Genomic DNA, 25,272 nt, shown 5'->3' with positions numbered 1-25,272 from the left:
TCAAATATGAAACTTCTTTTCAAAGTGTAAACGTATACACTTTACCTTGGCTATTTGCTGCGTGTATTCCATTCTTTCTGAATTCCCTTGTTTTTATTCTTATCCTAATGAGTTGGATGCTTGGCGACATTTCAATTTGTTAATAGCAGGCTGTCCAAAAGCATCACATTCCGCAATAAATGCGCACTATTTTTTCTCGGAATTTCATCGTGAATATGAGTAGGTAGGTGTTTCGCTTGTATCAAATTTAACAAATGAGTTACTTTATTTTTTAATCTTCATGAATTTCATTGATAAACAATTTGTAGCTACGTAGTATTTTCAAAAATCACGTATTTCACAAAAAATTTACATATTCCACATGGTCATTAGCGCTAAATTTGTAAACGTTTTCCTTCCGGGTCGCTTTTCTCGACGCGACGCGGGCTGCGCTCTATTTTGCCAAGTTAAGAAAGCGCTTTCTTGTGCGCTGTTTTGTGTTTTCACCCCTTCAGTACTTTTCGGTTGTGCCGACCAAACGAATACCAATGTTGCTGCTAATCTTGCTGTCATTGAACAATGTAACGTCGATAACACCCTCAGGTTTACTGCACCTGGAAGCGAGTGGGAGGCACATAGCCTGCCAATAGGTAATGGTTACATGGGCGCAACCGTATTGGGTGGTGTGGTCACCGATAAACTCAATATAGCCGAAAAAACACTGTGGACTGGTGGGCCGGGTAGCCGTGAGGGTTACGATTTTGGCTGGCCGCAAGATAGTCAGGAATATCAACAAGTATACCGTGAGGTAACCAACACAATACTCCACGAACGCGCTATGTCACCTGAAGACGTTGCCGCAAAGCTAGGCCGGGACCCGACAGGCTACGGCAGCTATCAGGCTATGTTAGACATTGATGTTACTTTCTCGCATGACGATCAGGTTGAACAGTATCAGAGCGAGTTAGATATGGCGACTGGCCTGGTGACAGTGAGTTATCAGCAACAGCAAACGCGCTATCAACGCGAGTTTTTTGCAAACTATCCAAGTCAGGTTATCGCGAGCCGTTATGCAGCCAAAGGTGAGAAGCGCCTTTTTGCAACCGTTACCCCGTTATTACCTGACAACCGTTCTGTAAATTATCGCTGGCAACAGGGGAATTTAATTATCAGCGGTAACCTGCATGACAACCAGCTGGCTTATGAAGTCCAAATAGCAGCCGCACATGAGGGCGGCGTATTAACGCCTACCGACCGTGGTTGGGAAATTGATGACGCGCAGTCTCTTACTTTATTTGTGGTAAGTGCCACTAATTACGCAAACAGCTTTCCAGAGTACCGCACGCAGCATCCTCACGAAGCGCTCACTGCACGGTTAAACGCGGCCGTAAACAAAGGTTACGACGAACTAAGGGCTGAACATGTGGCCGATCACTCGTCGCTGTTTTCACGTGTGGCATTGTGTTTGGATGATTCGCCTGAAATAGACACCGCAACCTTGCTTAACGGAGTTATCGATGACTCCGCAACGCCGGCGATGCAGCGCCAACTGACCCAGCTGTATTATCAGTTCGGCCGTTATCTGCTGATTGCCTCTTCTCGTAAGGGGACGTTACCTGCCAATTTACAAGGTGTGTGGAACAACTACACCCAGGCGCCATGGAGTGCGGATTATCACGTCAATATTAATCTACAAATGAATTACTGGCTGGCCGACATGACCAATCTGTCGGAAGCGGGTATGCCATTGTTTGATTTTGTTGAGGGGCTGCGTGTACCGGCAGAACAGACGGCACAGCGGCTATTTGATGCACCGGGGTGGACGTTGCTGCTGAATACCAATATCTGGGGTTACACCGGGCTGATTTCCTGGCCCACAGCCTTTTGGCAACCAGAGGCAAATGCCTGGTTAGCCGCGCACTTTTATCAGCACTATTTGTACACCCTGGACGAGACTTTTCTGCGTGAGCGCGCCTGGCCGGTGATGTGGGGAGCGGCAGAGTTCTGGCAACATGTACTGGTTACCGATCCTAATACCGGTCAATTAGTGGTTGCGCCCTCGTATTCTCCTGAACACGGTGATTTCAGTGTTGGGGCGGCCATGTCTCAACAAATCGTCGGGGCTTTGCTGCGTGATACCCATAAAGTCGCCAGACAATTGGGAATGGACGAACAGGCCGAAGCCCTGGCAGTGACATTGTCCCAATTAGCCAGCGGGCTGAATATCGGACAGCACGGCCAACTGCAGGAATGGCAGGCCGATATTGACGATATGAGCAGTCAACACCGTCATATCTCCCATCTTTATGCCTTACATCCGGATCAGGACATTTCGCCGGAGCGTACACCGGCACTGGCTGCAGCAGCCAAACGTACCCTTGAAGCACGAGGTGATGGCGGTACCGGATGGAGTAAGGCCTGGAAAATCAATTTTTGGGCTCGGCTTTACGACGGTGACAGAGCCAACAAGCTGTTAATTGAGCAATTGCGCCACAGTACCTTACCTAATTTATGGGATAACCATCCGCCTTTCCAAATTGATGGCAATTTTGGCGCCACAGCCGGTATCACAGAGATGCTATTGCAGAGTCAACCCGGCGAATTACAGTTGCTGCCTGCACTACCGCGAGCCTGGGCGAAGGGGCATATCAGCGGCATTAAAGCGATGGGCAATATTACCGTTTCAATGACCTGGCAAGACGGGTTATTGGCTCAGGCAACGATGTATTCACCACGGTCTCAACAGGTAACCATAACGTTACCCCAAGAGGCAGAACGTTATGAAATTGCGGACGGGACTGGCAATCGCATTGCGGTTACACAGCAAGGTCGTCGTGTGACGCTAACTATCAGCGCAGAACAGTCATACCGCATTCAGCTTAAAGACAAAGTTTAGAGCGCATTGTCCCTGTAAGGGCATCCTGCTCAAGAAGTCTGTCTGTGTTCTTACCAGCACGGCAGTAAAAACAAAAGCGAATGGGAGATACCAATGAAAGTAACGCACACCGACCAACACAAAGGAGACGTGTTCAGTCGAACACGAACGTCCTTATGCGTGCTCAGTGCACTGGGGCTGCTTACCCATGCCTCAGCGACACTGGCACAAGAAGCAGAACCGCAAACCACGGAAGATGAAGAAACCGTTGAGGTCATTCAAGTCAGCGGCATGCGCTCGAGTATTATTACCGCCACCGAAGCTAAGATGTCATCCGACAAAATCATGGACGGGATCAGTGCCTTAGACATCGGCGCACTGCCGGATCGAAGCGTAACTGAAACCTTGCAACGGGTACCGGGTGTTGCCATTGACCGCTACATGACTCAAGGTGATCCAGAGCATTTCTCGGTAGAGGGTAACGGCGTTATTGTACGTGGTTTAACCCAGGTGCGAAGCGAATTAAACGGTCGTAGTACCTTTAGTGCCAACGGTGGCCGTACCCTGAGCTTTGGTGATGTACCTCCGGAACTTCTGAGTGCCGTCAACGTGTATAAAAGCCCCTCCGCTGACCAGATTGAAGGCGGCATTGGTGGCACCATTGACCTGGAAACCCGTCTGCCATTTCAGGACGACCAGCAGCGTGTAGCGGTGACGCTTACTGCTAACTACGGTGATCTCATTGAAGAAACCAAGCCCGCATTCTCGGCATTGTATTCCAATACCTGGGATACCAGCGCGGGTAAAATGGGCCTGTTGCTAGACATTGCCCAGTCTGAATTGTCTACCCGTAACGATTCAATGTATGTGCGTCCGTTCTTCTATCGCGATGACATCGAAGGCCACGAAGGGGAAACAGTGTATGTGCCACGCGGTGCAGACTGGCGAACCATGTACTTCAATCGCAAGCGTTCTGGTGGCTATGCAGCGTTGCAATGGGAGCCAAAAGAAAACCATGAGCTGACCTTCACGTACTTTGTCAGTGATTACGATATGACCTGGAATGAAGATGCCATCTTCGTGGGGAATGATCCGTTTGCTGTTCAGGCGACAACAGATTCCGTATTTGGCGATGACAATGTGCTGGAATACGGTCGCCTGTATCAGGACGGCGGTATTCCGATGGGTTCAGATGTGCGGGTTTCTGACCAAACAGCCAAAACCGAAGACTTCGCGCTTCGCTATCGCTGGTACAACGATACCTGGGCTGTGGAAAGCTCGCTCCAGCGGGTAAATTCCAGCTCGAAAGGTCTGGACTCTACTGTTGCAACAGAGATTCTGGTGCCTTACATTGATGTGGATTTCCGTGGCTCATTACCCAAAGTTAACTCTGACGAAACCTATCTGGCCACACCGGAAAATTACAACTGGAACTTCCAGATGGATAACCAGTATGACCGCGAAGCGACCATGACGGCATTTGACCTGGATGTGACGTATTACACCGGTATGGAATTACTGTCCGCCGTGCGTTTTGGTGGTCGTTACAGTGATTCTCGCGCAGACAATGCGGACACGGGTTACAACTGGAGTGCACTGGCAGTGAGCTGGTTGCAAGGCGGCATTGTCGAAGGCCAGGAGAATATAACGCCGGACGCTTCTGATCTGAATTTGAATACCTTCGATAACTTCTTCGGAGGCCGCGTACCGTCACCTGCTAACGTATATGCGCCAATTGTGTCTTATGCCCGTGACTACCCGCAAAGTTATGAAACGCTACAAAACAAGTTTGTGTATGCAGACTGGGCCAGCTGGGCTTATTGGTCGCAACGCAACCTGGAAGACGACCAGTGGCAGAACGATCAGTCTGAGAAAACGACTGCGCTTTACGCCATGGTGGATTATGACTACATGGACGGCAAGTTCCCTATCAGCGGTAACCTTGGCGTGCGCTATGTGCATACCAAAAACGTCGCGCATGGGCATTTGCAGTATCCGTTTGTGAGTGATTTCGGCAATGGTGCTTATGAAGATTTGGATGCCGAACACTCATACTCCAAATTATTGCCAAGCTTCAACCTGAAGATGGAACTGGATGAAGGCTTGCTATTGCGTTTTGCTGCTTCAAAAGCCATGGCAAGACCAGACTTCAACTCAATGGGCGCAAACCTGACGTTGAGTGCGTCGGTCAAGGAATCCAGTCAGGGCAAACAGGAAGCGGGTGAACCATTAGGGCCGGATGATTATGATTTGACGCTAAGCGCAGACTCAAACCCTTATCTGGATCCGATGACATCAACCCAGTTCGACTTGTCACTAGAGTGGTATTACGACGACGCTAACTCCATGTATGCGGCGTTGTTTACCAAGGACATTAAAGGGTACCAGGTCTACTCACTCAGTCAGGTTGAATACGGTGGCTACACCTATAATGCAACCTGGCCAGTAAGCACGGGTAAAGCCGACATCACTGGTGCTGAGCTAACCATCAACCACTTCTTTAACAACCTGCCTGCGCCATTTGATGGATTGGGCATACAGGCAAACTATACCTATATCGATTCCAGCACTGAGCTGGGGGATGACACACGCCCTTACGATACCGATGGTTCTACCTATGGCACCATGCCTTATCAGGGATTGTCAAAGCAGGCGTTTAACCTGGTGGGTATGTATGAAAAAGACAACTGGTCGATTCGTTTAGCGTACAACTGGCGCGACGAGTTCCTGATGTCTACCCGGGCCAATGGCTTCCAGGCCGATGACAGCTCATGGGCGCTGCCATTGTTCAACGCACCGACCGGTTATCTTGACGGTTCAATTGCTTATAAGATTAATGATAATTATACCGTGGTGCTGGAGGCCAATAACCTGGCAGACACGGTTACTAAGAATATTATGAAGCAAAATGGCCCGGGTAATCATTACGGTGCCTATCACGTGAATGACGTGCGTTATGCATTGTCGTTGCGTGCAAACTTCTAAACAGGAGAAAGGGCGGCTTTGTGAAGAAGCTGCCCGATAAAAGGAACACGGTTTGGTGACTACCCCACAACACATTTGCATCGCTGGTGGCGGCACCGCAGGCTGGATGACAGCGGCGGCGCTGGCTAATCGTTTGCCACACTCTCACTATCGCATCACGCTGGTGGAGTCGGCGCAAATTGGCACTGTGGGGGTCGGGGAGTCAACCATTCCGCACATACGACAGTTTAATAGTGCCTTGGGGATTACCGAGGACGAGTTTATTGCGGCTACCTCGGCCACCTGTAAGTTGGGAATTGAATTTACCGATTGGGGCAAGGTAGGCGACAGCTATATCCACCCGTTTGGTGAGCTTGGCAAACCCTTAGCGGGCATTGAATTTCATCATTTGTGGCAAGCTGCCAGTCTGCAAGGGCTGGACGTACCTATTGAATCGTTCAGTGTGGCGGCCGTCGCAGCCAGGCAGCGCAAGTTTTCGCCGCCGCATGCGTCCCGTGAACACCTGCTATCTACCTATACTTATGCGTATCATTTGGACGCCAGTGCCTACGCGCGATTCTTACGAGACTATGCCGAACAACGCCAGGTAATTCGCGTTGAAGCACAAATTCGAGAAGTGAAGCGGGACCACGAAGGCGGCCCTATCACAGCGCTTTCACTGGACAACGGGGAGCAAATAAGCGCGGATTGGTTTATCGATTGCACCGGTTTTCGTAGCCTGTTGATAGGTGATTACTCACAAGCTGAGTTTATTGACTGGTCAGAATGGTTGAAAACTAATCGGGCGGTGGTGTTACCGTGTGAAAAAGACGGGCCCAGCCGCCCATATACTAAAGCCATGGCCAGAGACGCCGGGTGGCAATGGCAAATACCGCTGCAACATCGCATTGGCAATGGTTACGTGTATTGCAGCGATTATATTAGTGATGAAGAAGCAGAACACACGTTGCGCTCAACGTTGCCTGGTGAAGCCCTGGCAGACGTGCGCTTTCTTGATTTTAAGGCGGGTTGCCGCAAACAGTTATGGGTTCAAAACTGTGTGGCAATCGGGTTATCTGCTGGCTTTCTGGAGCCGCTGGAGTCCACCAGTATTTTCCTCATTCAAATGGGGATCGCCAAGTTTCTGGAGCATTTACCGGGCACTCACAATGATGCGGCCCGCAATCAATACAACCGCGAGTTAACCGAGCAGTATCAGGTGATCCGCGATTTCATTATTTTGCATTATTACCTCACGCAGCGGCATGACACGCCGTTTTGGCGAGACTGTCAGGCCATGACTTTACCCGATAGCCTGACCGAGCTGATTTTAGCCTTTCGAGACAGTGGCCTGGTCGATAAGAAACAATATGGTCTCTGGCCTGCGGTGTGTATTGGTCAGCATTTGCATCCAAAACAGGTCGATAGCCGGATTGCCGCTATTCCACCTCAACAGCTAATCGGCATTCTGAATCAGTTAAAATCAGACATAGCCGCTCAGGTTGCCACGCTGCCCAATATGGATGATTACCTGTCGTCACTGGTTGCTCAGACACCGCTTCAGAAAAGCGGCATGCGGGCCGGAGGGCAGGTATGAGCAAATTATTTCAGCGAGACTTGTTTGAGACGCCAACAAATACCCATGGCCGGGCACTGAAGTCGATTTGGGTGGTCGGTGACGATGTACACGGGCTCAGCACTGCCGTCGCCTTTGCAACGGCGCTCAAACCGTTCGGGATTAAAGTTGGCGTAGTCTCATTAACAACAGCAACGGCTAAACAGGCGTCTCTGCATTCCTGTAACGGGCACCTTTTCGAGTTTCATCGCCGCTATCAAATACCCGAACGGGCTTTTATGCAAAGTCAGGGCGTGGCGTTTTTTACTGCCATGTCTCTTGCAACTGCCAGTCGCCCAAACGAGCCAGTCTGGCTGGCAAACGATACCTGGTTGCCGTTATTCAATGGCATTGAACTACATCAGGTAAAACGTTGGCTGAGTGATGTTGCCCCTGTGGAAACGTCATTTGCTGCTGCCGCCGCTAAAGCCGGAAAAACCGTGTTTCCCTCTGGTCAGCAGGGCACTTTGGGCAACAGTTTTGAACTGGGCGCCGTTGTTGATACAAAGGCTTACTGTGCGTTTTTAACTCAACACGCGGTAGAGCGTGGCGTCACGTTTGTTACGTCCGAAGATATTGCATTCGAACAATGCCCACATAGCGGCGATATCACCACATTGGTACTGAGCAATAACCAGCGTATTCAGTGTGATTGGGTAGTGGATGCAGCCGGGCCGCAAGCACGTGTAATTGGGCAGGCTTTAAAACGCCCCTTTGAAAGCTGGCATGCCTATTCACCTATCAGCCTGTTAGGCGAAACAACAGAGCAGAGTGCGTCGAACACGCCAGGTATAGCCGTAAGCGTGAATTATACAGGCTATCAGCAAGTCCAATACCTGGGCGGTAAAAAACGTAGGGCGACATTTGCTGTAGTTCGTAGCGGTGTCGGTGAGAGTGAGGCAGGCTTTCGTGAGCCGGTGTCGAACAACTGTCTGGCCGTTGGTCCGGCCGCTTATCACATTGATGTGCCGGGTATGTCCTCACTGCACATTACACACCGAATTATAGAACGATTTTTAAAGGTGGTGCCCTGTCTGCCTGCCCCTGTTACCTGGGGGCGGGCATTCAACCGCAGCACGAAGCAAGACTGCGAACACCTCAGAGACTTTGGTTGTTTGCTGCTAAGCGCAATGGCAACCCGGCAGCAGGAAACAGGCAAACCCTGGCAGGTTTTACCCAAGCTGTCTGATTCACTTGATCAGGCCCTTACTTTGTTTAACGAGTCAGCCCGCTGCACAGTGCCGCCAGATGCCATGATCCACCGGCAGCGCTGGTTAGACGCACTGGCATTAGCCAGTAGCAATGAGCAAGCCTTCGAGCCGCTATTGAATGCGGTATCTCAAACGTCGGGCCAACAGTTTCTGCAGCGCATTGCGACACAAATTCAATCACTGGTAAGCCAGTGCTAACGTTTTCAGGAGTAGACGTGAACACATTTAAACAAACCCTCTTCGGCGCAGGACTCATAGCAAGCGCCATATTGACAGGTTGCAGCAGCACCGCGCAGCAGGAACAAAGTAGTGGTCTACAGGCTTCAACCACACCACTGCCGGTCATTGTTACTAATCAGGGAAAGCACCAGTTTCAGGTAGACGGAAAACCGTTTTTAATGCTGGGTGCGCAAACCAATAACTCGGCAAATTATCCTGCGGCACTGCCCGATGTGTGGCCAGTAGTAGAAAAAATGCACGCCAACACCCTGGGGATCCCGGTAGCCTGGGAACAAATCGAACCCGAGGAAGGGCGCTTTGACTTTAGCTATCTGGATACCCTCATTGCCGAAGCAAAGGCCCACGATGTGAAAGTGGTACTGCTGTGGTTTGCGACCTGGAAAAACAACGCGCCTCATTACGCACCTGCGTGGGTAAAGCTGGATAACCAGCGCTTTCCCCGGGTAGTAACCAAAGAGGGCAAGCTGCTTAATTCATTGTCGCCACACGGCAAAGCCACATTGGAGGCCGACAAAAAAGCGTTTGTGCAGTTAATGACCTACTTGCGTGACAACGACCCTTCGCATCAGGTGATCATGGTACAAGTGCAGAACGAAGTGGGCACCTATGGCAGTAAACGCGATTTTTCCGAATTGGCGAATGAGATTTTTGAACAACCCGTGCCCGTTGAGCTTACTCAGGCTTTGGGTGTGAACAACGGATCATGGCAAACTGTATTCGGTAACGATGCCGATGAATATTTCCACGCCTGGCACATTGGTCGCTATGTGGATGAGATTGCTGCAGCAGGCCAGGCAATCAAAGACCTGCCCATGAATGTGAATGTGGCTTTGCGCAATCCGTTCAATCCCGGCGATGGTTATTCTATGGGGGGGCCAACCGACAACGTGATTGATTTGTGGAAGGTGGCGGCACCACATATCGATATGATTTCCCCCGACATATATTTTCGCGATCACAAAACCGCCACCAAAGTCCTTGAGCTGTATGCTCGTGATGACAACCCGTTGTTTGTCGCTGAAATTGGTAATGACCAGCCCTATGCCCGCTACTTCTTTTCCATGTTGGGAGAGCAGGGCATTGGTTTTGCGCCATTTGGTATGGACTACACCGATTACGCTAACTTCCCACTGGGCGCAAAATCAGTAACCGACGAGGTGATTGCGCCGTTTGCCGATAATTATGCGTTGTTTGGCCCCATGGCAGAAGCCTGGGCGGCGTTGTCGTTTACCCATCCGGTGTGGGGATTTGCTGAACCCGATGCGAAAACGGTAAGTGGCGATGTGTGGAACGCCAAAGGGACCAATCAGGCTGAGCCTGATACTGAGGCACCTGCGCCGGGTGAACACTTCACGCAACGCGCCGATTTGGGCTTATGGAATGCGGAAGTCACCTATGGACGGGAAATGTTTTGGATCAATCCACCTACCGGTAACACGCCTGCGTCAGGCGGTGCCGCCATTGTTCGCTTAAGCGACAACGAGTTTTTAATTACCGCCTTTCGGGCGCGTGTCACCCTGACTCCTTCTGATGAACTGGCTGGCCAGCACAGCATGATCGAACGAGTAGAAGAGGGCCATTTTGATGGCCAGCAGTGGGTATTTGAGCGTGTCTGGAATGGTGATCAGACCGATTGGGGTCTGAATTTCACATCGCGTCCGCACGTACTGAAAGTCCGTATGGCCACTTATTCGCGCTAAGTTTTTCCAGGGAGTATTTGAACATGAATAATAAAACCAGGCTATTAGGCAGTGTTGCCATTGCCGTTTCTGCAGCATTGTTGCTGCCCGCCTGCCAACCGGCCAATGACTCTGCCAGTGCAGTTAGCAGTCAGCAGCAAGCCGGTAACTTTGAACGTACCGAGCATGGCGTGGTGGTGTACCCTTCGCAAGGGCAAGCCCAGGCCGTGCAGGTACAGGTGTATCGCGACAATATTTTCCGGGTCACCAGTCTGGCCCACAAGCAACTCGATGCGGTTGCCGAAAGTATTCAGGTGGTGGCCTCACCTAATTCCGCGTTTAACGTGTCCAGTGAGGACGGCGTTGTTACGTTGTCTGCGTCTGGCGGCAAAGCGCAAATCAGTCTGGTTACCGGCGCGGTAGAAGTGTTTGATGCCAGCGGAAAGTCATTGCTTAAACCGGTAAACAGTGGGGAGTTTGGCCCGGTAACAACCGATCCGATTACACCTGAGGCGAACAGTTATGCCCTGCGCCAGCAATGGAACCGGGGTTCAAAAGAAGGCTTCTTCGGACTGGGGCAGCATCAGAATGGTCAAATGAACTACGCCGGTGAAAACCTGTTTATGACCACCCACAACCTGGAAATCACTATTCCTATGGTAGTGTCGAATCGCAACTATGGCGTGTTGTGGGATAACGCCTCCATGACGCATTTTGGTGATCCTGCTGGACCACAGCCGCTAGACAAGCATTTGACCTTATTTGATGAAGACGGCAACCCTGGCGGGCTGACTGCCTATTACTACGATGGCGACAAGCTGCTTCACAAGCAAAAAGAAGCCAAACCGGACTATCAGTTTTTAGCCAATAACAACACGCGTGAAACGCCTTTCCCTGAAGAGTTGGGTGACGTGACACAGCCACGCGTAGTGTGGAAGGGCAGTATGCAGGCCGATGCCGACGGCGAGCACCTGTTTAAGATGTATTCCAGCGGCTATGCCACACTGCGTATTAATGGCGAAGAGTTGCTGCATCGTTGGCGCATGAACTGGAACCCCTGGTACCACGATGTGAAAGTACCCCTGAAAGCCGGTGAGTCCGTACCGGTTGAAATGGAGTGGGATTCACAAGGCGGTTATTTCTATGTTGAGCACATGCCGCCGCAGCCGGAGCAAGATCGCTATTCGCTTTCGTTTGCCTCTGAGTCTGGCAAATCCATTGATTACTATGTGGTAGTCGCAGACAACTACGATGGCGTAGTGGCCGGTTATCGGGAGCTTACCGGTGAGGCTGTATTGCTGCCGAAGTGGGCCTATGGTTTCTGGCAAAGTCGCGAACGCTATACCAATCAGCAGGAGCTGGTGGACGTGGTTAAAGAGTATCGCAAACGCGGTATTCCACTCGATAACATTGTGCTGGATTGGTCGTACTGGCCACAGGATGCCTGGGGCAGTCACGATTTCGACAAAGAGCATTTCCCTAAACCCAAAGAAATGGTCGACGAAGTACATGCATTGAACGCCAACATTATGATTTCAGTATGGCCGAAGTTTTATTCAACCACCGACCATTACAAAGAGCTGGACGCCAAAGGTTATATGCTCAATAAGAACGTCAACATCGAGAAAAACCTCGACTGGATTGGCGAAGGTTATCTGAACGGGTTCTACGATCCGTATCCGGAAGAAGCGCAGGAGATTTTCTGGCGTCAGATCCGGGACAAACTGAATGTGGTGGGTATCGATGCCTGGTGGCTGGACGCCTCAGAGCCGGACATTCACTCAAACCTGTCGTTTACCAAACGCAAGGAAATCATGACGCCTATGTCGGTAGGACATGGTGCCGAATACTTTAACTCCTATGCCGTACCTAACGCAGAGGGTGTTTATAAAGGTGAACGCCGCGATGACGGCGACAAGCGGTCGTTTATTCTGACCCGCAGCGGGTTTGGTGGTATTCAGCGTGCAGGCGCTGCGATTTGGAGCGGTGACACCGTACCGCGCTGGTCAAACTTACGCGAGCAAATTGCTGCCGGTTTGGGGGCGAGTCTTGCGGGCATGCCGAACTGGACCATGGATATCGGCGGTTTTACGCCAGAAAATCACTATCGTTATACCAGTAATGGCACCGTAGGGCACTTCTCGGGATTAGAGCCGGAAGATGTGCAACCGTGGCAGGAACTCAATGTGCGCTGGTTCCAGTTTGGTGCGTTTGTTCCGCTGTTCCGCTCGCATGGTCAAAATCCTTATCGCGAAATCTACAATATTGCGGATGAAGGCTCAGAGGTTTACAACTCCATGGTGTACTACACGCGTCTGCGTTATCGCCTGATGCCGTACATTTACAGTGAAGCCGGTAAACAGTACCACGACCACAATACGCTGATGCGCGGTTTGGTCATGGATTTCCCGAATGATATCACTGCCATAAACCTGAACGACCAGTATATGTTTGGCCCCGGATTATTGGTTAGCCCGGTTCATGAAGAAGGTGCGACAACCCGCGATGTGTATTTGCCTGAGGGAACGGGCTGGTTCGATTTTTACACAGGTAAAACCTATCAGGGTGGCCAGACTGTTACCGCTGATGCGCCATTGTCGCGGATGCCACTATTTGTAAAAGCGGGCACCATCCTGCCCACCGGGCCGGCCATTCAAACCGTATACGAACAACCCGATGCGCCGTTATTACTGACCATTTATGCTGGTGCAGATGGTGACTACACCTTGTATGAAGATGATGGCAAAACCTACGGCTACGAGCAGGGGGCGTTCAGCACCATTCATTTCACTTGGGATGACGCAAACAGCACGCTGGCGATTAGCGAGCGGCAGGGCGAGTTTGAAGGCATGGTAGAGAAGCGCGATATCCGGGTCAGAGTGATTCGCGGTGAGCAAACCGATGCCGCTGATTTCTCTGTGGTGCCTGCCACCGTAGTGCGCTATGAGGGTACTGCGCAGAGTGTGAGTCTGTAACTATGCGTAAGATACTGTTTATGAATACATCTTCTACTAAGGGCAAGCTGTCGCTGATTGCGGCAGCCTTTGCAAGTGTAGCACTGGTAGCTTGTACCAGTGCTACGGCACCGGATCCAACATCGAAAGCGGATTCCGTTGAAACAACTAGCTGGCCAACCTTGCAAAGCCCGATTAGCTATGCCGAGGAAGACAAGGCGTTTGTGGCTAATTTAGTGGCCCGAATGAGCACTGAACAGAAAGTGGGACAGCTAATGCAGGCGGAAATTCAAACCATTACGCCTGCCGAAGCCCGGCAATACCATATTGGTTCTATTTTAAATGGTGGTGGCTCTGTTCCCAACCGACAGGCCGCTGCCACCGCCCGTGACTGGGCAGTCTTTGCCCAGTCTTTTTACGATGCCACGGCTACTAGTGAAAACGGCGAAGTGGCTATCCCTGTGTTGTGGGGAACAGATGCGGTGCATGGCCACGGCAATCTGATCGGCGCGACTATTTTTCCGCATAACATTGGCTTGGGTGCTGCCAACAACGTTGAGTTAATGACGCGCATTGGCGAAGTGACTGCGCGGGAAGTGCGCGCGTCCGGGATCGAGTGGATCTTTGCGCCTACGGTTGCCGTTGCGCGGAACGATCGGTGGGGCAGAACCTATGAGTCTTATTCTGAGCACCCGGATCGCGTTGCGTCGCTGGGCGCGGCACTGGTTACCGGTATGCAAGGCAAACCCGGTACGTCAACCTTTCTGGATGAGTCGCATACGCTTGCGTCGGTTAAGCATTACCTGGGCGATGGTGGCACCACAGGAGGCGATGATCAGGGCGATACCGCAGTGTCTGAAGCCGACCTGATCCGCTTACACGCACCGGGGTATTTCTCGACGCTGGATGCAGGTGCTCTTACCGTAATGGCGAGCTTCTCATCATGGAATGGTGACAAAATGCACGGCAATCGCTATTTGCTGAATGATATTCTGCGCGACAAGCTCGATTTCAACGGCTTTGTGGTCGGCGACTGGAATGGTCACGGGCAATTGCCAGGGTGTACTAACGACAATTGCTACCAAACGGTGAACGCCGGACTGGATTTGGTGATGGTGCCCTACGATTGGAAAACCATGTACGCCAATACATTGGCGCAGGTGCAGTCGGGTGACATTTCGGAAAGCCGTTTAAACGAAGCGGTTACCCGTATTTTACTGGTTAAAAAACAACTGGGTCTGTTTAATGGCAAAGGCCCCCTTGAGCGCGAATTGGGTGGGAATAACGCCGTTGTTGGTAGTGAAGCTCACCGCGACGTGGCTCGTCAGGCGGTTCGCGAGTCGTTGGTGCTATTGAAGAACAACAATCGCACGCTACCGATTGCTGGCAATGCCAACGTATTGGTGGCGGGCGATGGTGCGAATGATTTGGCCAAGCAAAGCGGCGGCTGGACGGTTACCTGGCAGGGTACCGGCACGCAGCAAGCTGACTACGTGGGCGCGACCAGTATTCTGCAAGGATTTGAGCAAGCCATGTCTGCCGCTGGTGGCAATGTCACTTATTCCGCGCAAGGCGAATATGTAACGAAACCCGATGTCGCTGTGGTGGTGTTTGGCGAGGATCCTTACGCCGAAGGGCAGGGCGACATTAATACGCTGGAATTCTCCCCAGGGAAGCATGAAACGCTGACACTGCTGAAGCAATTACAGGCTGATGGCATTCCGGTTGTGTCGGTGTTTTTGTCTGGCCGGCCGCTGTGGGTAACGCCTTACATTAACGCATCTGATGCTTTTGTTGCTGCTTGGTTACCGGGCAGTGAAGCACAAGGGATCGCTGATGTATTGGTAGGTGATAGCGAAGGTAAACCCGTGTATGACTTTAGCGGCACACTGGCCTTCTCCTGGCCGAAAACCCCGCTGCAGGATACGCTGAATGTGGGTGATGATAACTACGACCCGCTGTTTGCCTACGGCTATGGCCTGACCTATGCGAAAGGTAAGACCGTTGCGCCGTTAAACGAGGATGTGCCCGGTGTGGCTGGCGAGGGTGTGCAGGATATCGCATTGTATGCGGGTCGTCCGCTTCAGCCGTTCAATGTGTTTTTAAATAACAGTCAGCGGGATCAGATATTTAGTGGTGCGTTTGCACAGTTACCGGATGGCACCGTCACCGTGGAAACCACCGACAAGGACATTCAGGAAGATGCCTTGCTGGTGACCTTTAAACAAGACTGGATGTCGGGACTGTTTATTGCTGGCGGTCAGCTTGATCTGTCGCCGTTCTACCCGAATGGCGCCCTGGAATTCGATATTCGTATTGATGACATGGAAAAAGGCCGCCTGGATGTGATCCTCGACTGCAATATTAATTGTCGCAATATGATTGCCATGCGTGATTGGGCAGTGGAAAAGCAAGGCAAAGGCTGGCAACAGGTGAGTATTCCTATGCATTGTATGCTGGAAAATGCGGAACATGGCAAGCAAGTTCAGCGAGCTTTCACCTTGCGCACCGGTGGTGGCGGGCAGTTCGCCCTGGCTAACGTACATTTCCGCCGTGAAGCCAGTGTACCGGCAGAGCTGCAAATTCAGTGTCCGGCCAATATTGCAACTCAACCTGATACGCTCAACGAATACTGGGCTGTGGACTGGTGGATGCCGCGCCACAACGAGAAGGTTGCCCAGGCACAGCAAGGGACAGCTAAGCTGGTAATGATTGGCGATTCCATAACGCATGGCTGGGAAGGTGACGGTAAAGCGGTGTGGGAGCGCTATTTTGGGGATATTGACACGCTTAACCTGGGCTTCGGTGGCGATCGCACTGAAAACGTATTATGGCGATTACGCCATGGCGAACTGGGCAACGTAAAACCCAATTTGGTGATGCTGATGATTGGGACGAACAACACCGGTCATCGGTTTGACGACCCAACCCGCATTCGGGATGGGGTGGCTGCGATTCTGGATGAGCTGGCGTTTCAGGTGCCTGACGCACAGGTGGTCATTCAGGCAATATTCCCTCGCAGTGCGCAGCCAGATGACGAGCTGCGTGTGAACAACAATCAAGCCAACGCCTTGCTCAAAGCATTAGCCAAAGAACGGCAAGTGAAGTTTGTTGATTTTGGTCAGGCGTTCTTAACTAAGGATGGCGTGCTAACTAAAGAGGTGATGCCTGATCTGCTGCATCCCAAGGAATATGGTTACGATATATGGGCGAAGCAAATTGAACCCATAATTAAGCAATACGTCGACTAACGTCATTTGCTCTGCTTTTGTCACTGCACCTTTCACTAAAAGGTGTAGTGACACTTTCCTCTTCATCGCAGTAATGCGTTTTCTTCTTTTTATATTTAGCTTTATAAGGCTAAATTTTTATTTTTTAGCCTAATTTGGCTAAATTTGCTTTTTTAGTCTTAAGAGGCTAAATTGTCTGTGTGTGATACAGGTTTATAGGAAATCGATAGTGACGAATAAGGGCACAACACTTGCCGTGTTGACCGGCGATATTGTTAATTCAACAAAATTGAATGTAGCGCAATTCGATACTTTGCTGCATCGCCTTAAGGAAATTCAGTCATGGATATCACAAGCCAATGCGGGCAATACGCATAGCATAAGGCGTGGCGATGAGTTCCAGACTGTAATTTATGATCCGGCCAACGCCTTGCGCTACACATTGTTGTATCGTGTGGGTACAAAGGCGCTGGGTAAAGCGTTTGATTGCCGCATTAGCTTTGCAATCGCACGCAACGAAGGCACACGAGAGCTGGTTGACGAATCCATGGGAGAAGCGTTTATTCGCTCAGGTCGGGGGCTTAAAACGCTGAAATCTGAATTCGTGTATTTCGATTCGGATCGCAGCGAATTAGTCGCTCAGTTCAGTTTGCTGTTAAAATACTTAGACTGGCAACTTTCTTCACTCACTTCACGTCAATGTGAAGTATTGTTACCCATGCTGCAGCATGAAGACAGTTTATCGGTCAGTGAGTTAGCTGATACACTGAATATCGCCGTTGCGACCGCCAGTAAGTCATTAAAATCGTCTGGGTGGCCGTTAATTCAGGCACTCAGGGAACAGTTTTACACTCAGGTTGCGGAGACATTGGATGTTTGATTTTTACGGTGTACTGGCTTCATTTTTACTGATACACCTGCTTTGTGACTTTTATCTGCAGCCAGATAGCTGGATAGCCGCCAAAAAAAACAGCACCTATCGCGCATGGCAACTCTATGCGCATGCGCTTTTACACGGAATTGGTCTGATTATTCCTGCGGTCATTATTGGGCTTAGCTGGTCTTCCGTTGCCTGTATGGTGCTCATTGTCAGCATAAGTCATTTTGTGATTGATTGGTGGAAAGTGAGCGTAAACGATAGCGATCGATTCGCTTTTTTTGCCCTGGATCAGGTGCTGCATATCGCGGTGTTGGTGGCAATTGCATTCCATATGACAGAAGCGGTTACCCTGGATGCGATAATGAAACACAAACAGTTTCCACAGGTGATCATGGTTGTCACCGGTTATCTGTTTATTCTTAAACCTACCTCAATTGTTATTGGCAGTATCCTCAAAAAATACACAGTCACGGTGGACGAGGACAATACTCAAAGCACATTCAAAGGGTTAATCGCGGGGGGAGAGCTAATCGGCTACCTCGAACGAACACTTATTCTCACTTTCTCGTTGGTTGGTAGCTATGCGGCGGTAGGATTCGTACTGGCGGCAAAGTCAATTTTTCGATTTGGCGAATTAAACAAGGAAGCGGGACGCAGTATGACAGAGTATGTATTGATTGGCTCTTTGCTGTCGGTGGTGATCACAACCATCGTCGGTGCTTTCATTTCCCTCGGTCTGGACGTCAAACTCAAATAAATGAAGGTTTCGTATTTACGGGAATTTATGCTGTTCGGTTGAGTTGTCTATGCAGTTGTACTATTTCCCTACGAATAGCCAGGTAATAGCGCTAAAAGTATAGACATCAGTATAAACTTGGTCGCGAACAGGGGCATTAGTCATTAATCTGGGGTACTATCTGGTAGGCATTCTTCGTTAAATCTAAATGAGCCAAATTATGTACAAGGTATTGGTGACAGAAGACAGCCCAATCGTCAGAAAAATTCTTTTCAAATTGATCGAAGATAATCCTTATTTTCAAAGTGTTCTCTGTGAGGACCTGGCGAGTGCGCGCGAGCAGCTGGAAAGCGACCAGTCGTTTCTGGCGGCTATTGTCGATCTGAATTTACCCGATGCACCGAATGGTGAAATTGTTGATGTCGTGCTTTCTTACGACGTCCCAACGGTTGTATTGACCGGCAACTTCGATGAACACTTGCGCCACATGCTGCTGGACAAAGGCGTACTGGACTACATAACCAAAGAGTCCCGTTACTCCTACATGCAGGTAGTAAAGCTCATCGAACGACTGAGAAAAAACCTGTCGACCAAAGTACTGGTTGCGGACGATTCTATAACCAGCCAAAACTTTCTCAGCCATTTTCTTAAAAAGTTTGGATTCCAGGTACAATGCGTCAACGATGGTGTTGAAGCATTAGCTGCACTAGACGCCGATAGCGACATTAAACTGGTAATCTCTGATTACATGATGCCCAATCTGGATGGCTTTGAATTGGTGAAGAAAATTCGTCAGGACCGCCGCTTCCAGGATCTGATCTTTGTTGGCTTGTCTGCAAAGGGCAATAGCATGCTGTCGGCAAAATTCATCAAAAGCGGTGCCAATGACTTCCTGAGTAAGCCGTTTTATCACGAAGAGTTTTTCTGTCGCGTCTTACACAGCTTAGAGTTACAGGAGATGATGGAGCAGGTGAGGGATGCGGCCAATTTGGATCCGTTGACCAATACCTATAACCGACGTTATTTGTTTGAACACGGTGAGCTTATGCTCAAAGGTGGTAAGCAAACAACGGTGGTGATTATCGATATCGATGACTTTAAGCCAATCAATGATACCTACGGACATAAAACAGGGGACAAGCTCTTAGAGGCTTTCTCTATGCTGTTAAAACGCTATTACCGTGAAGATATGGTCGCGCGTTATGGTGGCGAAGAGTTTGTTGTTGTGTCAGAGCGGGAATATGAGCAGGTTATGCACACCACAACACTGTTTATGCAAAAGCTCCGTGAGCTGTCATTCACCGAGCACAGCATAACAATGACCTGCAGTATTGGTGTAAGTAGCAATAATTCGGGTAGTCTGGAAGATCTGATTGATATTGCAGACAAACGTTTGTACGAAGCGAAACACTCAGGAAAAGACAAAGTTATCGAAGCAATAGCAGTGTAATTGGTTCTGTTTTAAAAAGAAACGGCCCTTCACGGGCCGTTTTTGTTTATAAATACAGGCTGTTTAGCATTGTGATCACGATGCTGGAGTACACAATGGAAATGGGTAATCCAAACCGAATAAAGTGCCCGAATTTATAATTGGCGGCGTTGTACACCAGTAGGTTGGTTTGATAGCCGTACGGTGAGATAAAGCTCGCACTCGCCGCAAAGGCAACGGCTAACGCAAACGGGAGTAACGGCGCACCAATAATTTCAACCAGGCCAAACGCAAACGGAAACATCAGGGCGGCCGCGGCGTTGTTAGTAACAAACTCTGTCAGAACCAGAGTGAGTACATAGACGACAACCAAGGCCAATAGCCAGTTTGTGTCGGCCAGATAGGGCAGCAATTGCTCGGTACTGAGTGCAATGACCCCCGAGTTTTCAAGTCCACTCGCTAGCGACAGCGCCCCCACAATCACCACAATCAGGTTCAGCGGCATATTGCGTTTGATTTCGCCATTGGAAGTGACCTTTGCGCCAATCAGCACTGCCGCAAAGAACAACAAGCCAATGGCCAGCGGCAGCATCTCAGTTGCAGCTAACGCCACTGTTGCTAAGAACCCGCCCACTGTGATCCATTCCTGCGGTGTCGAGAGTGGACGGGAAATCCGCTGCTCAGACAGGATAAAGAAGTTCTTGGACAGGTTATGACGAGAATGGAAATCAGGCCCTGCGGCAAGTAACAGGAAGTCACCGGCCTGCAGTTTAATTTCTCCCAGCTTACCCGATAGCTGTTCACCATCGCGACGGATAGCCACGACCGCAGCATCAAATAAGGCGCGAAAGCCGAGCGCTTTAATCGTCTGGCCAATGATTTGCGCGCGATTTGACACAATGACTTCGGTTAAGTTTTCCCGCAATAAACCGTCAGCTTCAGCAAAGGTGGTTAAGCCTTTGATATGCGATAACGTATCGAGATTCTTGACGTTGCCTGAGAAAATCAGCTTGTCGCCACCCTGGATTATCACATCCGGGCCAACCGGACTAATCAGCTTGCCTTTCCTCACAACCTCTACCAGAAATAATTCCGGTAAATTGCGCAGATGATTCTGCTCAACTGTTTTGCCAACCAATTCAGAGTCATCGCTGACTTCTGCTTCGACAATATATTCCCTGAAATCATTTTGCTTATTGGCAATAGTGGGTAACAGGGGAGTGAGCAGAAACATCAGCAAGCCGCAGCTTAAGCCTGCCACCAGGCCAATTACGGTAAAATCTAAGAAGCCAAAGCCAGGGTGCCCATGCTCTTGTAAAAAGCTGTCTACGATCAGGTTGGTAGAGGTACCGATTAAGGTCACCGTTCCGCCCAGAATGGCAGCGTAAGACAAGGGAATAAGCAATCGTGAAGCAGGGTGGTACTGGTTTTGTTTTACCGGTCCAATAAGGCTGGCTACGATAGCCGTGTTATTCAGTAACGCCGAGGAGAAAAATGTCAGACCGAATAAACGCCAGTAAGACTGAGTGAAATTAGCCGTGACTAACTTTCGGCCCAGACGTTTTATAAACGCGGTCTTGTCAATTGCGCTGCTAACAAGTAGCAGAAGTATCAGGGTAATTAAGCCCTTATTGGTGAGATTTACCAGAATTTCATCGAATGTGATTTGTTGGGTCACTAACAGACCCAACACCGCAAGCGCGAAAACCGTAGAGGGGCGCAGATTCGAAAAAATCAGCGCCCCGATGGTACCGAAGAAAAAGCTCAGTACCACGAGGTGGTTCAGATCCATCTTGTAAGATCCTGCTCCTACAGCTTGCTAATATCGATGGCATTCCAGTGAGGGAAATGCTTACGAACCAGTTCATTGAATTCCAGCTCAAAGGCTGAGAACTCAGTGGCACCGTGCAGCTTATCCTTCGCCAGTTCATCGATGATCATACCTGCACCAACGGTACCGTTGGTTAAGCGATCAATCACAATGAAGGCGCCGGTTGCGCGGTTGCGCTTGTACGGGTCACAAGGCACAGGCTGGGTAAACTTCACATCAACCACACCGATTTCGTTCAGGTTCATGTGCAGAGACTGGCTGTGCTCCAGTGTGTTTACGTCGATCAGGTGATCGATAGCCGCAACGCTACCTGGGGTGGTTTTGGTGGCGAACTTAAACATGTATTGCTTGTTCGGCATCATAGGCTCTTCAGCCATCCATACCAGGTGAGTTTTAAATTGTGTGCTCAGCAACGGCTTGTTGTCAGATTTCACAATCATGTCGCCACGAGAGATATCAATCTCGTCTTCCAGCGTCAGGGTCACTGCCAGTGGCGCATAGGCTTCATCCAGGTCGCCATCGAAGGTAACAACTTGCTTCACCTTAGAGGTCTTGCCTGAAGGCAATGCTGTTACGTCGTCACCGGGCTTGATTTGACCAGACACAACGGTACCGGCAAATCCACGGAAGTCCAGGTTAGGACGGTTGACGTACTGAACCGGGAAGCGGAAGTCGTCAGTGTTTGCATCTTTGTTGATTTCAATGCTTTCCAGCATTTCCATCAGGGTTTTACCGTCGTACCAAGGCGTATGTTCGCTCAGGTTAACTACGTTATCGCCTTCAAGGGCTGAAATTGGCACGAAGTGAATATCAGGGATATCCAACTGCTTGGCGAACTCTTTGTAGTCGGCCTGAATTTCTTTGTACACCTCTTCGCTGTACTTCATCAGGTCCATTTTGTTTACAGCAACGATAACGTGCTTGATACCTAACAACGACACCAGGAAGGAGTGACGACGTGTTTGTGTTTTCACACCCGCGCGCGCATCAACCATCAGGATGGCCAGGTCACAGGTAGAGGCACCGGTCACCATGTTACGCGTGTACTGCTCGTGTCCCGGCGTGTCGGCAATGATGAACTTGCGCTTGTCGGTTGAGAAGTAGCGGTAGGCTACGTCAATAGTAATACCTTGCTCACGCTCAGATTGCAGACCGTCAACCAGTAACGCCAGGTCAACTTTGTCGCCGGTCGTACCGACTTTTTTACTGTCCTGGGTAATAGCGGCTAACTGATCTTCATAAATCATTTTTGAGTCGTGCAGCAGGCGGCCGATTAGGGTACTTTTACCGTCATCAACGCTACCACAGGTCAAAAAACGCAGTAGATCTTTGTGTTCGTGTTGGTCGAGGTAAGACAGAATGTCTTCTTTCAATAATTCGTTTTCGTTATTCATGCTTATGCACTCACGAGGAAATAAGGGTTTAACACAGACTCTTTCTGATTGTAGGTAAGAGCCTCAGCGTCAGGATTCAGTGGGTTTGCGCCATCCAGTACGGTTACGTTTGCGCCTGCGGCCAGTGCCACAGCGTGCGCTGCGCCGGTATCCCATTCAGAGGTTGGGCCCAGGCGAGGGTAAAGGTGCGCTTCGCCTTCTGCTACCAGGCACAGTTTCAGAGAGCTGCCCATGGCAACCAGCTCTGATTCACCGCCAAGCAGTTCCAGCAGGTTTTTAATTTCGGGGCTTTGGTGCGAGCGGCTACCTACCACTTTCCACACTTCGCCTTCGCTGTGTAACTTGGCCGAGATGGGGGTTACCCCTTCCGCGGTCTCAGTCCAGGCGCCCTGACCAACAATCCCGACGTAGGATTTTTCTAAAGCCGGTGCATACACCACACCCATGATTGGCTTACCGCCATCAATCAGTGCAATGTTGACGGTAAATTCACCGTTCTTTTTAATGAATTCCTTGGTGCCATCCAGTGGGTCGACCAGCCAGTATCGGGTCCAGGTTTTACGCTCTTCCCATGGAATATCAGCTGATTCTTCAGACAGGATAGGCAGATCGGAAATGGCTTCAAGGCCGGCCACGATGCACTTATGTGCAGCCAGGTCGGCTTCTGTCAGCGGGCTGGTGTCCTGTTTTTCGTACACCGCAAAATCACGCTGATAGATTTCCATGATCTTTGCACCCGCTTCTTTGGCAATTGCCAGTACTTGTAAAGCGAGAGGGTCCGTAATGGCCATTACAACAATCCTTTTTCAGTTAACAGGTTAAACAAGCGCTCAGCCGTGTCTTCGGCAGATTCTTCCTGATAAGGTAAATGTACCTCAGGGGCGCTTGGCGCTTCATAGGCAGAATCAATTCCGGTAAAGTGTTTGATTTCGCCACTGCGCGCTTTTTTGTACAGGCCTTTCGGGTCGCGTTGTTCACAGACTTCCAGCGGTGTATCAACGAAGACTTCGATGAATTCGCCTTCTGCCAGCAAGTTGCGGCAAAAATCGCGGTCGGTCTGAAACGGAGAAATAAACGCGGTTAACACCACCAGTCCGGAGTCTACAAACAATTTTGCAACTTCACTGATGCGGCGGATGTTTTCTACCCGGTCCTTGTCGCTAAAGCCAAGGTCACCACACAGGCCGTGACGCACGTTATCGCCGTCCAGCAAATAGGTGTGTTTACCTTGTTCGTGTAGTTTCTTTTCCAGCAAGTTGGCCAGGGTAGATTTACCCGAACCGCTTAAACCGGTTAACCACAACACGCGCGGCTTCTGGCCCAGGCTTTCTGCACGCGTCGTTTTATTGATCTCGTGCTTATGCCAAACGATATTGGTGGCCATTAGAAGTACCCTTCCATCTTCTTCTTCTCCATCGAGCCAGCGCTATCGTGGTCAATCACACGACCCTGACGCTCGGAGGTTTTGGTCAGCAGCATTTCCTGAATGACTTCTGGCAGAGTCGCCGCAGTCGATTCAACGGCACCGGTCAGTGGGTAACAACCCAATGTACGGAAACGCACTGATTTCATTTCTGGTACTTCGCCTTCTTCCAGCGGCATACGGTCATCGTCAACCATAATCAGAACACCATCGCGCTTAACAACAGGGCGTGGCTTGGCCAGATACAGTTGAGGGATATCGATGTTTTCTTTGTAGATATATTGCCAGATGTCCAGCTCAGTCCAGTTCGACATTGGGAATACACGGATGCTCTCGCCTTTGTTGATTTGCGAGTTGTAGATATTCCAAAGTTCCGGGCGCTGGTTTTTAGGATCCCAGCGGTGGTTGCTGTCACGGAATGAATAAACACGCTCTTTCGCACGTGATTTTTCTTCGTCACGGCGCGCGCCACCAAAAGCTGCGTCGAACTTGTACTTGTTCAGCGCTTGTTTCAGCGCTGCAGTTTTCATAACGTCGGTGTGCTTGGCACTACCGTGTGTGAATGGGCCCATACCCATGTCCACACCTTCCTGGTTAATGTGTACCAGCAGGTCGAAACCGTGTTTCTTCGCTTGCTGGTCACGAAACTCTATCATTTCGCGAAATTTCCACGTGGTGTCCACGTGTAATAACGGGAATGGAATTTTGCCTGGCGCAAATGCTTTGCGTGCCAGGTGTAACAGCACCGAGGAATCCTTGCCTACGGAATACAGCATCACTGGGTTTTCGAATTCCGCAGCGACTTCACGAAAGATATGGATACTCTCGGCTT

15 protein-coding genes are annotated in these 25,272 nt (G+C 50.2%); 10 read left to right on the top strand and 5 right to left on the bottom strand.

Going from position 1 to position 25,272, the window contains the following annotated elements:
• Positions 1-361: 361 nt before the first annotated feature.
• The 10 genes from AC4MRN_RS08505 (at position 362) to AC4MRN_RS08460 (ending at position 19,813) form a co-directional block, all read left to right on the top strand.
• Positions 362-2,875, top strand: a complete 2,514-nt coding sequence (locus AC4MRN_RS08505; RefSeq protein WP_491203025.1) for a glycosyl hydrolase family 95 catalytic domain-containing protein — start codon at positions 362-364, stop codon at positions 2,873-2,875.
• Positions 2,876-2,968: 93 nt separating this feature from the next.
• Positions 2,969-5,839: a TonB-dependent receptor gene (locus AC4MRN_RS08500; RefSeq protein ID WP_073325076.1), complete on the top strand. Its 2,871-nt coding sequence runs from the start codon at positions 2,969-2,971 to the stop codon at positions 5,837-5,839.
• A gap of 55 nt (positions 5,840-5,894) precedes the next feature.
• Complete coding sequence (locus AC4MRN_RS08495; protein WP_491203024.1) at positions 5,895-7,415, top strand: tryptophan halogenase family protein; 1,521 nt, start codon at positions 5,895-5,897, stop codon at positions 7,413-7,415.
• On the top strand, positions 7,412-8,842 hold the full coding sequence (locus tag AC4MRN_RS08490; protein WP_491203023.1) for an FAD-dependent oxidoreductase: 1,431 nt from the start codon (positions 7,412-7,414) through the stop codon (positions 8,840-8,842). The genes AC4MRN_RS08495 and AC4MRN_RS08490 overlap by 4 nt, the downstream gene beginning before the upstream one ends.
• Before the next feature lie 17 nt (positions 8,843-8,859).
• Positions 8,860-10,584 (top strand): DUF5597 domain-containing protein, encoded by a 1,725-nt coding sequence (locus AC4MRN_RS08485; RefSeq protein WP_491203022.1) that lies wholly within the window; start codon positions 8,860-8,862, stop codon positions 10,582-10,584.
• 23 nt (positions 10,585-10,607) lie between these two features.
• Positions 10,608-13,538, top strand: a complete 2,931-nt coding sequence (locus tag AC4MRN_RS08480; protein ID WP_491203021.1) for a glycoside hydrolase family 31 protein — start codon at positions 10,608-10,610, stop codon at positions 13,536-13,538.
• 20 nt (positions 13,539-13,558) lie between these two features.
• Positions 13,559-16,768 (top strand): glycoside hydrolase family 3 N-terminal domain-containing protein, encoded by a 3,210-nt coding sequence (locus AC4MRN_RS08475; protein ID WP_370245881.1) that lies wholly within the window; start codon positions 13,559-13,561, stop codon positions 16,766-16,768.
• Between the two features lie 208 nt (positions 16,769-16,976).
• The gene (locus AC4MRN_RS08470) at positions 16,977-17,627 is read left to right on the top strand and encodes a hypothetical protein (protein WP_491203020.1); all 651 of its coding nucleotides are present in this window, start codon (positions 16,977-16,979) and stop codon (positions 17,625-17,627) included.
• Complete coding sequence (locus AC4MRN_RS08465; RefSeq protein ID WP_491203019.1) at positions 17,620-18,384, top strand: DUF3307 domain-containing protein; 765 nt, start codon at positions 17,620-17,622, stop codon at positions 18,382-18,384. The genes AC4MRN_RS08470 and AC4MRN_RS08465 overlap by 8 nt, the downstream gene beginning before the upstream one ends.
• 199 nt (positions 18,385-18,583) lie before the next feature.
• Entirely contained in the window at positions 18,584-19,813 is a 1,230-nt protein-coding gene (locus tag AC4MRN_RS08460) for a GGDEF domain-containing response regulator (protein ID WP_370239964.1), read from the top strand.
• Positions 19,814-19,859: 46 nt separating this feature from the next.
• Here the strand turns inward: AC4MRN_RS08460 and AC4MRN_RS08455 are convergent, their stop codons facing one another.
• The 5 genes from AC4MRN_RS08455 to cysD all read right to left on the bottom strand — a co-directional run.
• Positions 19,860-21,584, bottom strand: a complete 1,725-nt coding sequence (locus AC4MRN_RS08455) for an SLC13 family permease (RefSeq protein WP_370239965.1) — start codon at positions 21,582-21,584, stop codon at positions 19,860-19,862.
• 17 nt (positions 21,585-21,601) lie between these two features.
• Positions 21,602-23,017, bottom strand: a complete 1,416-nt coding sequence (gene cysN, locus AC4MRN_RS08450; protein ID WP_073325070.1) for a sulfate adenylyltransferase subunit CysN — start codon at positions 23,015-23,017, stop codon at positions 21,602-21,604.
• Positions 23,018-23,019: 2 nt separating this feature from the next.
• On the bottom strand, positions 23,020-23,808 hold the full coding sequence (gene cysQ, locus AC4MRN_RS08445; protein WP_255052600.1) for a 3'(2'),5'-bisphosphate nucleotidase CysQ: 789 nt from the start codon (positions 23,806-23,808) through the stop codon (positions 23,020-23,022).
• Positions 23,808-24,401 (bottom strand): adenylyl-sulfate kinase, encoded by a 594-nt coding sequence (cysC, locus tag AC4MRN_RS08440; protein WP_488799944.1) that lies wholly within the window; start codon positions 24,399-24,401, stop codon positions 23,808-23,810. The genes cysQ and cysC overlap by 1 nt, the downstream gene beginning before the upstream one ends.
• On the bottom strand, positions 24,401-25,272 hold an 872-nt coding region (gene cysD / locus AC4MRN_RS08435; RefSeq protein WP_491203018.1), incomplete at its 5' end, for a sulfate adenylyltransferase subunit CysD. The genes cysC and cysD, both read right to left, overlap by 1 nt.

This window comes from Marisediminitalea sp., assembly GCF_984433645.1.
This window is presented reverse-complemented; position numbering and strand designations above follow the sequence as displayed.